Genomic DNA, 14,434 nt, shown 5'->3' with positions numbered 1-14,434 from the left:
CGGCCTCCGGCGGCGTTCCGGGTGAGGTCGGCGCCACGCGCCCGGTTTCCGGCGGGCGTGGCGGGACGGGTTCGGCACCGCGCCGGACGTCTCCTACCGGCAGGAACCGCTTGCCGTGGCGGGGCCTTGGGCGCCGCGCGGTCGGGCCGCGGCCACCGGCCCCGCCCGGCCGGCCGCCGGCGGTGTTGCCGCGGTCCCGGCGGGGGGCCGGATGTGCCGTACGGCGCCGTCGAGCGGGCGTACGCGGCTCCGTTCGCGGTCTGCCGGAGCGTGGTCTGCCTGGGCCCCGGCCCGTCGGTCCGCCGGCCGGCGCTCAGCGCACCGGCCCCGAGGCCGGAAGGGGTGCCGCCGCCCCGAGGCGGTGGGCGTCAGGAGCAGCCGGCGAGGCCGACCGGTCCTGATCCGCCGTCAGTTCCGTCAGGGCGAAGCACCCGACGCACAGGGTCAGCAGGCCGGCGATCAGGTCGGCCGTGTTGCCGACGCCCGTGAGGGCCGACGCGGCCGGGGAACGCCCGACGTCCATCCAGCCGCTGGCGCCGAAGACGACCCCCACGCCCGTCCAGGCCATCGCCAGCGGCACGCGCACGCGGACCCCGCCCCACCGGCGGAACACCAGTGCGTACAGGCCGGCCGCCCCGGTCAGTGCCGCCATGCCGTGGACGAGGTCGCCCGTGCGGCCGACGGCGTTCCGGCGGGCGATCCACTCCGCGTTCATGCCGAGGTTCGAGCCCAGCCCCCACGCCAGGTGCAGCACGCCCGAGAAGGCGAGGAACCCGAGGGCGAGGGCCGTGAGCAGCCGCTGCATGCCCTGGGTGCCGGCCGGGTCGGCCAACTCCCGTACGCGGGTGCGCAGCAGCATGCCCCAGCGTTCGTCGGCGTACAGCGCGAAGGCCGCGAGCAGGACCAGTCCTTCGGCGATGAGCCCGCCATAGACGACGGCGAACACCCAGGGCCGGAGCATGCCGTCGGCCGTGGCCGGGTTCTCGGCGCCGGTCGCCGTGATGACGCCCATGCCGACCGGCACCGCGACCGTCAGCGTGACGAGCATGCCCGTGGCGACCCACATCGGCCAGAGGATCAGCCACGCGCGCACGCGCCGGCCGCCGGGCCGGGTCAGCACGTGGGCGATCAGCGCCGCGATCGCGTCCATGCCGAAGGTCACGGCGTTGGCCGCGATCCATTGCCCCCGAGACACCTCCCCGAGGTCCTTCACCCCGACGTCGGCCCCGGCGATCCAGAGCAGCTTCAGTGACAGGTACGGCAGGCACGCGACGACGGCGAACCGGGCGAGGAGGCGGCGCCGGCGGGCGCGGCGTTCGGAGTGATCATGCATGCGCACGACTCTGGTACGGCGCCCGCGGCGGTACGTCATGCCACGGTGCCGGTCCCCTCCCCCGCGCGGCGGAGGTTCAGCGCGTGAGGTCGTCCACCGTGCGGGCCACGAGGCCGAAGAGGTCCCCGACGGTGGTGAGGGCCGCGTCGTGGAGGGTGGCGGCGGGGACGGTGGTGCCGTCGGGGGCGGCCAGGGAGCGGGTGGCGGTGGCCTCGGCGACGACGGTGGGGCGGTAGCCGAGGGTGAAGGCGCCCTGTGCGGTGAACGCGACGCACATGTGGGTCATAAAGCCGGCCAGCACCAGGTCGGGCCCGGCGTCCAGCGTGCGCAGCGTGGCCTCCAGGTCGGTGGCGTGGAAGGCATCGGGGAACTGCTTGACCACCACCGGTTCCCCGTCCAGGGGCGCCACTTCGCCGCTGATCGCGCCGATGTCGGCCCGGATGTCGTACGGGCTGCCGGGGCCGCCGTCGTTGACCACGTGCACCACCGGGACCCCGAGGGCGCGGGCGGCGCTCAGCAGCCGGGCGCCGGCGGCGAGGGCTTCCCCGGCGCCCTCCAGGGCCATGACGCCGGTGCGGTAGGTGTTCTGGAAGTCGATCATCACCAGCGTGGTGTCCTTCAGGTGCGGCAGCCGGTCGTCGAGGCCCATGACGGCGCGCAGGGTCGTCGAAGCGGACATAGGAGCTTTCCTCTCATACAGGGGTAAAAGGCGCTCGCCGTGGCGTGCGGGAGCACGCGGCGACGCGAGGGGTGGGTCGGATGGTGCGACGTGTGGGTCAGGTGGTGCGGAAGCGGCGGCGGTACGCCGCCGGGCTGGTGCTGATCTGCCGGCGGAACGCCCGGTGCAGGGTCTCCACCGACCGCAGGCCGCACGCGCGGGCGACCTGTTCCAGGGGCTGGTCGGTGGTCTCCAGCAGGCGGCGGGCGGCCTCCACCCGGGCCGCCTCGACGTACGCGGCGGGGGTGGCGCCGGTCTCCTGGGCGAACACGCGGGTGAAGTGCCGTTCGCTCAGGCACATCCGCGCCGCCAGGGCCGCCGCCGACAGGTCCTCGTCGAGGCGTTCGCCGATGTGGCGGCGCAGTTCGTCGATGTCCCTGCGGGACGAGGCCGGGCGGCTGATCGGCACGCTGAACTGGCTCTGCCCACCCGGGCGTTTGAGGTAGACGACGAGCTGCCGGGCCACGGCCAGCGCCAGCTCCTCGCCGTGGTCCTCGGCGACGAGGGCGAGCGCCAGGTCCAGGCAGGAGCTGATGCCCGCCCCGGTCCACACCCGACCCGAGCGGACGAAGATGGGGTCCGCGTCGACGTCCACCCGCGGATGGTCGGCGGCGAGCTGTGCGGCGGTGGACCAGTGCGTGGTCGCCCGCCGGCCGTCCAGCAGGCCGGCCGCGGCCAGCAGGTGCGCGCCCACGCACACGGAGGCGACGCGCCGCGCGTGCGGGGCGGTGGCCCTGATCCATGCCACGAGGCCGTCGTCGATCCGGACCCGCGGGCCCTCGGGCCCGGGGTCGACGGCTCCGGGGACGAGCAGCGTGTCCACCGCCGCGCCCACGTCGTCCAGGCCCAGGTCGGTCACCAGGCGCACCCCCGCCGACGTCGCCACGGCCTGCCCGGCCGGGCCGGGGCCGGCGAGCCGGACCCGGTAGGCGGCGCGGCCGGCGCTCTCCCGGTTGGCCAGGGCGAACACCTCGGCCGGGCCGGTGACGTCGAGGAGGTCGACGTCGGGGAAGACCGCGATGACCACGCGGTGGTGCGTCTGGGGCATGCCCTCATCCTCCGGGCAGCGCCACGGTGGCCGCAATGACGGGCTTCTGTCACATCCGGACATCCGCATCCGGACGTCCGGATCCGAACGTCCGCCCGCGCACCCCCGGCGGCCCCGGCAACCCCGGCCGTCCCCCCGCCCCGGTCCGGACCCGGGCGCGCGGCACCACTGGTATGACTGGTGCATGCAGGAAGAGATCGCACAGTCCGCCGTCGACACCTTCATCTCCGCCTTCAACGCCGCCGAGGACGTCCATGTGACCGGGCTGCTGGCCCAGGCCCTGACCTCCGACGTGGTGCTGTGGGGTCCCTTGGGACGCAGCGAGGGGATCGAGGCGGTCGAACGCTTCGTGCTGGACATCCGGCGTCATCCGGCAGGCGCCGGCACCATGGTCCGCTCCTCGGAGGTGGACATGCCGGACGAATGGGCCCGCTACCAGTGGCTGTTCACCACGCCGGGCGACGGCCCCCGCCTGGCGGGAACGGACGTCGTCCACTTCCGGCGCGCTCTCATCGATCAGATCATCGTCTTCGCCGGGGACGTCCGGCCGGTCTCCTGAGCCGCCCGTCTCCTGAACACGCCCGCGGGGCGCGCGGTCGCCGGTCACACCCCTGCGGCACCATGACCTGTCTGCGACCCCCGTCGTTGTCCCGGACATGGGGAACAAGGCGGGGTACGTGGGGAATTCGGCGGTCGGACGGACGCGGCGGGAGTTGCTCGGCGCTGCCGCCGCGGCGGGTGGGGCGGTGCTCGTGGGCGCGGGCCGTGCCGGGGCCCGCGGGCGGGCGGCGCCGGGCCGTACCGTGGCCGTCCTCGGCGGCGGCGTCGCGGGGCTGAGCGCGGCGCAGGAGCTCGCCGAGCGCGGCTACCGGGTCACCGTCTACGAACGCAACGCCGACCTGGGCGGGAAGGCCCGCAGCAAGGACGTCCCGGGGACCGGGAGCGGCGGCCGCCGCCCGCTGCCGGGCGAGCACGGCTTCCGCTTCTTCCCCGGCTTCTACCGCAACCTGCCCGACACCATGCGGCGCATCCCGCTGCCGGACGGCGCGGGGACGGTCCACGACAACCTGATGAACGCGACGGACGGCCTGGTGGTGCGCACCGGGGGCCGTCCCGACCTGACGGTCCCGTTCCGCACCCTGCTCGCCCCGCCGGACCCGGCGACCCTGCTGCCGGACGCCCTGCTGCGCAACCTGACCGCCGGGCTGGACACCGTCCTGCACCTGCCGCCCACCGAGGTCGCCTACTTCGCGAACCGGCTGCTGGTCCACCTCACCAGCTGTGAGCAGCGCCGCCTCGGGCAGTGGGAGCGGGTGCCCTGGTGGGACTTCATCCGGGCGGACCGGATGTCGCGGGACTACCGCCACCTCCTCGGCACCGGCATGACCCGCAACCTCGTCGCCATCAAGGCCGAGGTGGCCAGCACCCGCACGGTGGCCCGCATCATCCAGGCGTTCCTGTACAACGTGGTGTCCCGGGGCAACGACGGGGAGCCCGACCGCGTCCTCAACGCGCCGACCAACGAGGCGTGGATCACCCCGTGGGTGCGCCACCTGCGGGCCCTCGGCGTCCGCTTCGCGCCGGCCAGCGAGGTCCGCGAGGTGCTGTACGGGGGCGGGCGGGTCACGGGCGTCCGGCTGCGCTCCCCGCGCGGCGGGGCCGAACGCCACGTCACCGCCGACCACTACGTGAGCGCCCTGCCCGTCGAGTACGCCCGCGCCACCTGGGGCCCGGAGCTGCGGGCGGCGGACCCGCGGCTCGCGCGCTGCGACCGGCTCCAGACGGACTGGATGGTCGGCGTCCAGTACTACCTGCGGAAGCGGACGCCCATCGTCCATGGGCACACCGACCACATCGACTCACCCTGGGCGCTCACCACCATCGGCCAGGCGCAGTTCTGGCCGGGCCGCGACTTCCGTGCCGACTACGGCGACGGCCGGGTGGCCGACTGCCTGTCGGTGATCGTCTCGGAGTGGCAGAAGCCGGGCATCCTCTACCGGAAGCCCGCCATCCGCTGCACCCGCGAGGAGATCGCGCGCGAGGTGTGGGCGCAGATGAAGGCGGGATTCAATGACACCGGCCGGCGGGTCCTGGACGACGCGGACGTCCACTCCTGGTTCCTCGACCCCGCGGTGACGGGGCTGGGCGGCCCCTCCCCGGTCAACCGGGAGCAGCTCTTCATCCACCCGGTCGGCACCTGGTTCGACCGCCCGACCAGCCGGACGGCGGTGCCGAACCTGTTCCTGGCCGGCGACTACGTCGCCACGGACGTCGACCTGGCCACGATGGAGGGCGCGAACGAGTCGGCGCGCCGTGCGGTCAACGCCCTGCTGGAGGCGGACGGTTCCACGGCGCCGCCCTGCCGCGTCTGGCCGCTGTACCGCCCGCCGGAGCTGGAGCCGTTCCACCGCCGGGACGAGGCCCGGTACCGGGCCGGGCGGCCGAACGTGTTCGACGTCGGCTGAGAAGGCGCCGCCGAACCGCGCGGTGACCCTGTCGGTACGCCCTGTCGGTCTCGCCCTGTCGGTCTCGCCCTGGGAGCCGGCGCATTTTTCGTAACACTCGTTGCGAAAAATCGACGAGCTCGTTACGGTGCCACCAAGTGCCGCCATCAGGACGGGAGACCAAGGTCGACATGCACGACGTGACAGCGGACGGGGCCGGCGTCGCCGGCGTGTCGTATTCGGCGTTCTCCGGCTGGGCGGACCGGCCCACCGATTTCGCGCCGATGCCGGAGGGGGAGCTCACCTGCGACATCGCCGTCGTCGGGGGCGGTTACGCCGGCATGGCGACGGCACTGCGGCTGGCCGAGCGCGGCGCCGACGTCGTCCTGCTGGAGGCCGGGTTCTGCGGGTGGGGCGGCAGTTCGCGCAACGCCGGATACCTGTCGAACGCCTTGGCAGGTGATCCACGACTGCTGAACACGCTGTACGCGCGCCGGCTGCCGGATCTCGTCCGTTACGCCGACGAAGCGGCCCGCTTCACCGAGAAGCTGATCGGGCGGCTGGCCGTCGACTGCGACTACGAGCCCACGGGCAACGTCATCGCCGCCGTCTCCCCGGGGCAGCTGCGGCGTACCGAACGGAACGCCGGGATCCTCCGACGCGCGGGGGCGGACGTCGAGTTCGTCGAGGGCCGCGACTTCGGCCTGCCGCACACGTTCCTCGGCGGCGTCTTCGAGCGGGCCGGTGGACTGCTGAATCCCGGGAAGTTCGCGCTCGGCCTGCGCGACGCGCTCCTCGCGTCGGATGTGCGGACGTACGAACGAACCGCCGTGCGCGCCGTCGAGCCCCACGCCTCGGGCGTCGTCGTCAGCGTGGCCGGGGGCCGCGTTCACGCCGAGCGCGTGGTGCTGGCCACCAACGCCTACTCCCGCGACCTCGCGATCGCCCCGAGGCGGATGGTCACACCGGTCTGGACCAGCCTGGTCGAGACCGAACCGATCGCCCCCGAACGCCTGGTGGCCACCGGCTGGACGAGGCGCACCGGCGTCATCACCCCGCACGCGATCCTGGAGAACTACCGGCCCACACCACGCGGCACGATCATGTTCGGCACCCGGCGGCTCCGGACGACGCGTGGGGCGCCGACCAACCGCGAGCCGGACGACGCGGTCGTGGCGGACCTCCTCCGCGGCTTCCACGAGCGGTTCCCGTCGCTCGTCGACGTCGCACCGCGGCGCGCCTGGGGCGGGTGGATAGCGATGACGTCGTCGCTGTTGCCGGTCGCCGGAGAGGCGGCGAAGAACGTCTTCTACGCCATCGGCTGCAACGGCCACGGCCTCGCCCAGTCCCCCTACCTCGGAACACTGCTCGCCGACCGGCTCGCCGGCGACCGGCGGCACGAGGACCTCACCGCCGTATGGCGGACGCGGCCGCGGTTCGCCCCATCCGTCCTCAGCGCGCCGACGCTGCACGCCGCCTGGACGATCGACCGCGTCTCGGACCGCTTCCACCGCCGCCGGACGCTGTCGTCGCAGAAGCGCTGACAGCCGCGTCGACAACGCTCGTGACCAATACGGCTAGCGGCCGCCCAGCGCGGACACCAGGCTCGCGACCGTGACGGTGTTGAAGACGAAGGCGATGACCGTGTTCGCCGCCACGGTCCGCCGCATGTCCCGTGAGGTCACGTTGACGTCGGTGGTGCCGAACGTCGTCATCGCCGCCAGGGCGAAATAGACGTAGTCGGCCCAGGCCGGGGCCTCTTCCCCGGGAAAGTCGAGCGCCCGCTCGTTCTCCACGAGGTTGTCGGCCTGGAAGGTGACCGCGAAGGCCAGCACCACGCAGATCCAGGCGAGGACGACCAGCGCGAGCGCCACCAGCGTGCGGGGGACGGCGGTGAGGGTGGTGGTGAAGTGGCCGGGAAGCCACAGCACCGCCACCACCAGAGCGGCGGCCCCGATGAAGAGCGACGCCCCGGGTCCGGGTGCGGTTCCGAGGACGTAGCGCTGCGCGAACGTGCCGCGAGCCTCGCGATGCGCCCAGGACCGGACCTGTTCCGGGTCGACGCTCCAGAAGGCGGACAAGGTCAGCGCGAGATAGGGAAGCAGGTAGGCGAAGAGGACGAACACGCCGATGTCGGCCGTCGAGACGTCGGCCACGCTGTCGTTGGGGAGGACCACCGCCGTGCACACCGCGACGGCCAGGCTCACCGTCGATCGGCGCCGTTCGGATAGCCAGCGGTGCACGGACGAGCCTCTCCGGACGGTCGTCGACAGGATGGCACTGACGGGAAGTTCCCGGCCGATGCTATGAGGGCCGCGGCGCTCGGGCGGCGGCATCGAGGGCGTGTCTCGACGGTGATTCCGCCGGACCCCGCGATTTTGCACAACGACCGTTACGTCAGCCGTGTGGCAAAATCACGGGATGCCCGAGAACCCGACCCGCCCAGCGGCCGCCGATGACGGACGCGGGCCGGCCGGGCGGCGCGGGCGGCCGACTGGCGACCACGAAGCGAGGCGGGCCGCGCTCTTGGAGGCGGCGGCCTCGGTGATCGCTCGGGAGGGTTACGCCAACACCTCCCTGCGCAAGGTGGCCCAGCGCGCGGGGTGCACGACCGGGACGGTGACGTACTACTTCGCGAACAAGGAAGAGCTGGTCGCCGCGGTGACCCAGAGCCGGTTCGACGGCTTCGACGCCATGCTCGAGCCCGGCGGGGGCCGGCCCGGCATCAGGGCGGTCCTGGAACGGTGGCTGTCCCGCGCCGCGGGCGACCCCGAGTTCTGGCCCGTGATGTCCCAACTGCTGGCCCACGCACGGTACGAACCGGCCTTCGCCACCGTCATCGCGCGGCGCTACGCCCGCCACCGCGAGATACTCGCCTCGCTCCTGACTGCCGGGCAGGCACAGGGCACCGTCCGCGACGACATCCCCGCCGACCTGCTCGCCGACCAGCTGGCCGCCATCGCCGACGGCTGGATGATGATGTTCCCCATCGAACCCGAGAGGTTCACGGCGAGCCGGGTCCAGGCCCTCCTCGATGCCGCGATCACCTTGGTCAGCCCGCCGCCGGGCGGGGCCCGCACGGCCGGTACCTGAGTCAGGCACCCGCGCCCCCCGCGCTCCGCGTCGTCGACGGCCCGACCCACGGGAGCTCGCGGCCCGGGCCGGTGTCCTGGCGCCCGGCGGGGCGTGTGTCGGAACCCCGGTGACTCACCAGCTCACGGGCAGCTCCGCCGCCATGATGGCCATGCGGTGGGGGTGCCAGGGGACCTCCGCCGCCGGGACCGCCAGGGCGATGTCCGGCAGCTGGTCGAGGAGCACGCGGAACGCCGTCTCCGACTGGCGGCGGACCAGGTGGGCGCCGGGGCAGTGGTGGCGGCCGTAGCCGAACCGCAGGTGGGGGTTGGGTGAGCGGGCCGGGTCGAACGTCTCCGGGTCGGCGAAGGCGGCCGGGTCGAAGTTGACGGCGTCCAGTGACAGCAGCACGAGGTCGCCCCGCTTGAGGGACGCCGGGCCGAGCTCGGCGTCCCGGGTGACGTAGCGCGGGATCGCGTTGCCCAGGACGACGCTGCAGCGCAGCAGTTCCTCCACGCAGCGCGGCATCGTCTCCGGGTGCTCCCGCAGCGTCCGGATGGCGTCCGGCCGCCGGAGGAGGTTGAAGGCCGCGACGCCCAGGAAGCTCGCGAAGTCCTCGTAGCCGCTGACGAAGAGGACGGCGACGATGTTCGACAGCTGACGGTCCGTCAGCCCCTGGCCGCGGGCGTTGAGGTCGGCGAGGCGGTCGGCGAGGCCACGCGGCTCCCCGGGGCGGCGGGCCGCCATGTGCGCGTGCATGTGGCGGCGGATCTCCTCCCAGTTGCGGGCGAGCTCCTCGTCCGAGTACGTCACCATCGTCAGGTCGACGTCCGCACGGTGGGCCAGCCAGGCACGGTCCTCGAAGGGCAGGCCGAGCAGGCGCAGCATGCACCAGGCGGCGACGTGCTCCGCGAAGTGGTGTTGGAGGTCGCCGGGCGCGCCCTGCCGGACCATGGCGTCCAGGCCCTCCCGGGTGGCCGCCGCGACCAGGTCGGCGGGCAGGTCGGGCTGGTCGCGGCCGAGGGCCCGGAGCACCTCGTCGCGCAGTCCGGCCTTCTGGAGGTGGTTCATGGCGTCCAGCAGTTCGGGCGCCAGGATCGGGGCGTCCTGCGTCGGGCTGTCGGTCTCGCCCAGTACGGAGCGTGCGAACGTCCGGTCGCGGAGTACGTGCCGGGTGAGTTCGTAGCCGGTGACGAGCCATGCCTCGCCGCCGGAGTTGGTGCCGACCCGGGCCACCGGGCAGCGGCCGCGCAGCTCGGTGAGCTCGGGGGCGAGCCGGTCGCCCTGGGTGCTGAAGGGGTAGCGCGGCAGCGGCTCGTCGTGCGGGGTGGCGTCGGTCGTGTGGGGTGTGGTCACGGTGGTGCGGGCCTCTTTCATCAGGTCGCGTTCTTTCACATCGCGGGGTACGGGCGTCACCAGCGCACCGGCAGCCGGGCCGGCGCGCGCAGCGGGGTCGTCTCGTCCCAGGGGATGCCGGCGGCCGGCTCCGCGAGCTCGATGCCGGGCAGCTTCTCCAGCAGCACCTCGATCGCGGTGGCGAGCTGGAGGCGGGTCAGGTGCCCGCCGGTGCAGGCGTGCGGCCCGTGCCCGAAGGCCACATGCGCGTTGGGTGTGCGCGCCGGGTCGAACCGGTCGGGGTCGGCGAACGCCGCCGGGTCGCGGTTGGCGGCGGCAGGGACGGGCACGACCGCGTCGCCGGCCCGGATGCGCTGCCCGTGCAGCGTGAAGTCCTCGCGGGCGACGAGGATGTTGATGGCGTTCATCAGCGGCACGTACCGCAGCAGCTCCTCCACGGCGGTGCCGATCCGCGCGGGCTCCTCCCGCAGCCGCCGCAGCTCGTCGGGGCGGCCGAGGAGCACGAGCAGGGCGTTGGCGGTGTGCTGGATGTTGGTCTTGTAGCCGGCCATCAGCATGGTGACGACGAAGCTGACGACGTCGTCGCGCGTCAGGGCGCCGCCGGGCCGCCGGCTCTCCGCGAGCAGCAGGCCGATGTAGTCGCCCCCGTCGGCGTCCCTGTCCCGGGCACCGTCCCCCTCCCGCTCCTTCCGCGCGATGAGCTCGGACGCGTAGTCCTGGAGCGCGTACAGCGCGGCCAGCACCTCGTCCATCGTCAGCCCGGAGGCGCTGAGCAGGGCGAGGGTGTGCGGCAGGTAGACGTCGCGGTCCTCGTACGGCAGGCCGACGGTCTCGCACAGCACGCGCAGCGGCAGCGATTCGACGAACGCGGGGACGAGGTCCGCCGTGCCGTCCGGCGACCCGGCCGTCATCGCGTCGAGGAGCTCCTCGGCGATGGCCCGGACGCGCGGGACCATGAACTCCAGGCGCCGGCGGCCGAAGAGCGGCAGGACGGTGCGGCGGACGCGCTCGTGGTGCTCCCCGGTCATCTCCAGGAACGTCGGCAGGCACGGCGGCGGCGCGTCGTCGCCCTCGCGGGGCGGCCAGGCCGACAGCAGCGGCCGGACGAGCCGGGGGTCGGCGAAGGCCGCGCGTACGTCCTCGTGGCGGCTGAGCAGCCAGCCGGTCTCGCCGTTGGGCAACTGGGCCTTGACGACTGGGTGTTCGGCGCGCAGCCGGGCGTAGGCGCAGGGAGACCCGGCGCTGCCGGGCTCGGGGGCGGGGACCTCGATGACGGTGTCCACGGCTTCCGTGTCGCTCATGCGGTCCCCTCCGAAGGGCTGGTCGTGGGACGGGTGAGGTAGCCGGAGGTGAAGAAGTACTCCAGGTAGCGGTCGAGGAGGGCGGCGTCGACGGGCGGGCAGTCGAGCCCGCTGTCCGCCAGCGCCGCCTCGGCGTTGCGCCGCCCGAGCACGGGGAAGGTGTCCTGGAGGTACATCTCCTTGACGGACGTGTCCACGGTCCTGCCGCGGTCGACGCAGAGGGAGACGAACGGGGCGGTGGCGGCGGTGGGATGCGCGGCGACATGGCGGACCAGGGCGGCGACCCACTCGTCGTACGGCAGGGTCCGCAGCGCGTACCCGGCGGCGCGCATCCGCTCCAGGACGTCGGAGAGCATCGCCGGGCGCGGGTTGGTGAGGTGGTGGACGCGGCCGTCGGCCGGCCGGCGGGTGGCGATGTGGACGACGGCGGCGGCGAGGTGGTCCACGGGGACAAAGTCCATGGGCAGGGCGATGTCCGGGGCCAGTCCGGTGTCGGCGATCATCTTGAGGAGGGAGCAGATGGCGGTCTCGGTGTTGCACACGCCGTGCGCCGTGTCGCCCGTCACCTCGTACGGCCGGTGGACGGCCACCGGCAGGCCCTGCTCGGCCGCCTGCCGCAGCACGCCCTCGGCGACCCACTTGCTCTCCGCGTAGCCCATGGTGAGGGCGTCGGCGTGGTCCAGCGGCAGGTCCTCGTCCACCTCGCGCACGCCCGCCGCACCGAAGCCGGCGACGACGGCGACGGTGGAGACGAAGTGCACCGGGACCCGGCGGGGCGCGGCGAGGCGTATGACCTCCCGGGTGCCGTCGACGTTCGACGCGCGTAGCTCCTCGTACGGATAGAGGAAGTTGACGTGCGCTCCGTTGTGGACGACGAGGTCCAGGGTGCGGGCGAGATCCGCCGCGTGGTCGGCGGGCAGGCCGAGGGCGGGCTCGGTCAGGTCGCCGGGGAAGCACTCCACCCGGCGCCAGGCGGCCTCGCTGGGGCGCAGGCCGTAGCGGGCGAGGGCGGTGCGCACCCGCCGTTCGGCGTGCGCCCGGCCCGAGGCCCGGACCGGGCAGTGGACGCGGGCGTCCGTCGAGCGCAGCAGCCGGTCGAGGAGGAACGCGCCGACGAACCCGGAGGCGCCGGTGAGCAGGACGTGCCGCGGGGCGTGCGGGCGCGGCGCGGGTCCGGCGGCGGGTGGGAGGTCGAAGCCGAGCTCGGCCTCCTTGGCGAAGTCGACGGTCGGTCCGGCCGTCTTCCCGGCGGCACCGCCGCGCGCGTCCCGGACGGCCGCCGCGAAGCCCTCCAGGGTGGGGGCGGCCAGCAGCGCCCGGATCAGGCCGGAGCCGTGGGCGGCGTCCAGACCGAGGACGGCGAGGGTGCGGGTGACGGTCTCGGAGGCGAGCAGGGAGTCGCCGCCGAGGTGGAAGAAGTGGTCGTGGGGGGCGGGCCGGACGCGGAGGACCTGCTGCCACACCTCGGCGAGGACGCCGAGCAGGCCCTCGGCCGCGGGCTCCGCCGTCGCCCGGGCCGGGGCCGCGGCCTTCAGCCGGGCGCGGTCCACCTTGCCGCCGCTGGTGACGGGCAGCCGGTCCATCGGCACGAGCGCCGGGACGGCCTGTGCGGGCAGCCACTGCGCGCAGTACGCGCGCAGGTCGGGTACGGGGAGCGGCCGGCCCGGTTCGGCGGCGGTGACGTACGCGGTCAGGGCGCCGTCCTCGGCCTCGACGGCGGCCTCGCCGACCGCCGGGTGGGCCCGCAGCCGCGCCTCCACCTCGTCGAGTTCCACGCGCGCGCCGCGCAGCTTCACCTGCCGGTCCAGCCGCCCGCGGTACTCCAGCAGTCCCTCGGCCGTGCGGACGGCCCGGTCGCCGGTCCGGTAGAGCCGGCCGTCCGGCTCCACCGCGGGCAGGGTGACGAACCGTTCGGCGGTCAGCGCCGCGTCCCCGAGGTAGCCGAGGGCCAGCCCGTCCCCGCCGACGTACAGCTCGCCCTCCTCGCCGGGCGCGGCGGGCGTGCCGTCCGGGCGCAGGACGTGGCAGGTGGACGCGCCGAAGGGGCGGCCCAGGGGCACGTGCCCGGCGTCGTCGGGCAGCGGGCGCAGCACGTGGGCGGTGGAGACCACCGAGTTCTCGGTCGGCCCGTAGAAGTTGACCACGGTGGTGCCGGGGCAGGCCGCGAGGACGGCGCCGGCCAGGCGCGGGTCCATGGCCTCGCCGCCGGCGGACACGAACCGCAGCCCCGACAGCGCCTCGGGCCGGGTCCGGGCGAGGAGGTGGAAGACGCTCGTCGTCAGGTACGCGACCGTGACCCGGTGCGCGCGCAGCAGCTCTTCCAGGGCGGTGGGCGAGAGGAGCTCCGCGCGGTCGGCGATGACCAGGCACGCCCCGGTGAGGAGGGCGCTCCAGATCTCGATCGTGGAGGCGTCGGAGGACAGCCCGTAGCCGTGCAGGATCCGGTCGCCCGGTCCCGGGGGCGTCAGTTCGGGGTCGGACAGCACGAGGCGGACGACGCCGCGGTGCGGTACGGCGACCGGCTTGGGGCGGCCCGTGGTGCCGGAGGTGAAGGCGACGTAGGCGGGGTCGGTGGCGGAGGGGACGGCGGGGACGGCGGGGACGGCGGGGACGGCGGGGACGGCGGGGGCGGTCCCGGCCTCGTCTTCGGCCTCGTCTCCGTCTTCGTCCGCGTCAAGGTCGACGGTCACGGGCAGCCCGCGGACCGGGCGTTCGCTGCCCGGCAGGGTCACCGCGGCGCGCAGACCCGCGTCCTCCGCCATGGCGCGCAGCCGGGCCGGCGGCAGGTCCTCGTCCAGCGGGACGTAGGCGCAGCCGGCCTTGAGTATGCCGAGCAGCGCGACGAGTGCTTCCAGGGAGCGACCGCCGCACACGCCCACCAGGTCGCCGGGCTCGACGCCGCGTGCGCGCAGGCGGGCCGCGAGGGCGTCGGAGCGGGCGTCGAGCCGGCCGTAGGTCAGGGTGCGTTCGCCGTGCCGGGCGGCGGGGGCGTCCGGGCGGGCGGCGGCCCGGGCGGTGAACAGCTCGTGGACGAGGCGGTCGCGCGGGTAGCCGGCGGCGGGTTCGGGGCGCGGGGACGGGCGTAACGAAACGTGGGTGTCGGTCATGTTTCCTTCCGGCTCGGGGTGGAGTGCGTGCGGCCGCGGTGCGGCGGGATGCGGC

At 74.4% G+C, this 14,434-nt stretch carries 11 protein-coding genes; 4 read left to right on the top strand and 7 right to left on the bottom strand.

Going from position 1 to position 14,434, the window contains the following annotated elements:
- Nucleotides 1-313: 313 nt before the first annotated feature.
- The 3 genes from JNW98_RS18095 to JNW98_RS18085 all read right to left on the bottom strand — a co-directional run bounded on the left by JNW98_RS18095 (nt 314) and on the right by JNW98_RS18085 (nt 3,099).
- On the bottom strand, nt 314-1,333 hold the full coding sequence (locus JNW98_RS18095; protein WP_223769288.1) for a hypothetical protein: 1,020 nt from the start codon (nt 1,331-1,333) through the stop codon (nt 314-316).
- A gap of 76 nt (nt 1,334-1,409) precedes the next feature.
- Nucleotides 1,410-2,012 (bottom strand): isochorismatase family protein, encoded by a 603-nt coding sequence (locus JNW98_RS18090; RefSeq protein WP_223769287.1) that lies wholly within the window; start codon nt 2,010-2,012, stop codon nt 1,410-1,412.
- A 97-nt stretch (nt 2,013-2,109) separates the two neighbouring features.
- Nucleotides 2,110-3,099 (bottom strand): GlxA family transcriptional regulator, encoded by a 990-nt coding sequence (locus JNW98_RS18085; RefSeq protein WP_223769286.1) that lies wholly within the window; start codon nt 3,097-3,099, stop codon nt 2,110-2,112.
- A gap of 184 nt (nt 3,100-3,283) precedes the next feature.
- Here JNW98_RS18085 and JNW98_RS18080 point away from each other — a divergent pair, with 184 nt between their 5' ends.
- The 3 genes from JNW98_RS18080 to JNW98_RS18070 all read left to right on the top strand — a co-directional run bounded on the left by JNW98_RS18080 (nt 3,284) and on the right by JNW98_RS18070 (nt 7,087).
- The gene (locus tag JNW98_RS18080; protein ID WP_223769285.1) at nt 3,284-3,658 is read left to right on the top strand and encodes a nuclear transport factor 2 family protein; all 375 of its coding nucleotides are present in this window, start codon (nt 3,284-3,286) and stop codon (nt 3,656-3,658) included.
- A gap of 97 nt (nt 3,659-3,755) precedes the next feature.
- On the top strand, nt 3,756-5,564 hold the full coding sequence (locus tag JNW98_RS18075) for a hydroxysqualene dehydroxylase (RefSeq protein WP_372459270.1): 1,809 nt from the start codon (nt 3,756-3,758) through the stop codon (nt 5,562-5,564).
- 170 nt (nt 5,565-5,734) lie between these two features.
- The gene (locus JNW98_RS18070; protein WP_223769283.1) at nt 5,735-7,087 is read left to right on the top strand and encodes an NAD(P)/FAD-dependent oxidoreductase; all 1,353 of its coding nucleotides are present in this window, start codon (nt 5,735-5,737) and stop codon (nt 7,085-7,087) included.
- Nucleotides 7,088-7,120: 33 nt separating this feature from the next.
- Here JNW98_RS18070 and JNW98_RS18065 read toward each other — a convergent pair whose 3' ends face one another.
- Nucleotides 7,121-7,786: a DUF1345 domain-containing protein gene (locus tag JNW98_RS18065; protein WP_223769282.1), complete on the bottom strand. Its 666-nt coding sequence runs from the start codon at nt 7,784-7,786 to the stop codon at nt 7,121-7,123.
- A 178-nt stretch (nt 7,787-7,964) separates the two neighbouring features.
- Here JNW98_RS18065 and JNW98_RS18060 point away from each other — a divergent pair, with 178 nt between their 5' ends.
- Complete coding sequence (locus JNW98_RS18060) at nt 7,965-8,636, top strand: TetR/AcrR family transcriptional regulator (protein WP_223769281.1); 672 nt, start codon at nt 7,965-7,967, stop codon at nt 8,634-8,636.
- Between the two features lie 114 nt (nt 8,637-8,750).
- Here the strand turns inward: JNW98_RS18060 and JNW98_RS18055 are convergent, their stop codons facing one another.
- Genes JNW98_RS18055 through JNW98_RS18045 form a run of 3 tightly spaced genes read right to left on the bottom strand, consistent with a single transcriptional unit; the run spans nt 8,751 to nt 14,379 of the window.
- Nucleotides 8,751-9,971 (bottom strand): cytochrome P450, encoded by a 1,221-nt coding sequence (locus JNW98_RS18055; RefSeq protein WP_223769280.1) that lies wholly within the window; start codon nt 9,969-9,971, stop codon nt 8,751-8,753.
- Nucleotides 9,972-10,027: 56 nt separating this feature from the next.
- Complete coding sequence (locus JNW98_RS18050; protein ID WP_223769279.1) at nt 10,028-11,272, bottom strand: cytochrome P450 family protein; 1,245 nt, start codon at nt 11,270-11,272, stop codon at nt 10,028-10,030.
- Nucleotides 11,269-14,379, bottom strand: a complete 3,111-nt coding sequence (locus JNW98_RS18045; RefSeq protein ID WP_223769278.1) for an amino acid adenylation domain-containing protein — start codon at nt 14,377-14,379, stop codon at nt 11,269-11,271. Before JNW98_RS18045 ends, JNW98_RS18050 begins: the two co-directional genes overlap by 4 nt.
- Between the last annotated feature and the right edge of the window lie 55 nt (nt 14,380-14,434).

It is taken from the genome of Streptomyces huiliensis (genome assembly GCF_020037025.1).
In the GTDB taxonomy this organism is placed as follows: domain Bacteria; phylum Actinomycetota; class Actinomycetes; order Streptomycetales; family Streptomycetaceae; genus Streptomyces; species Streptomyces huiliensis.
Note: the sequence above shows the minus strand (reverse complement) of the source record. Positions and strands in the feature narration are given on the sequence as shown.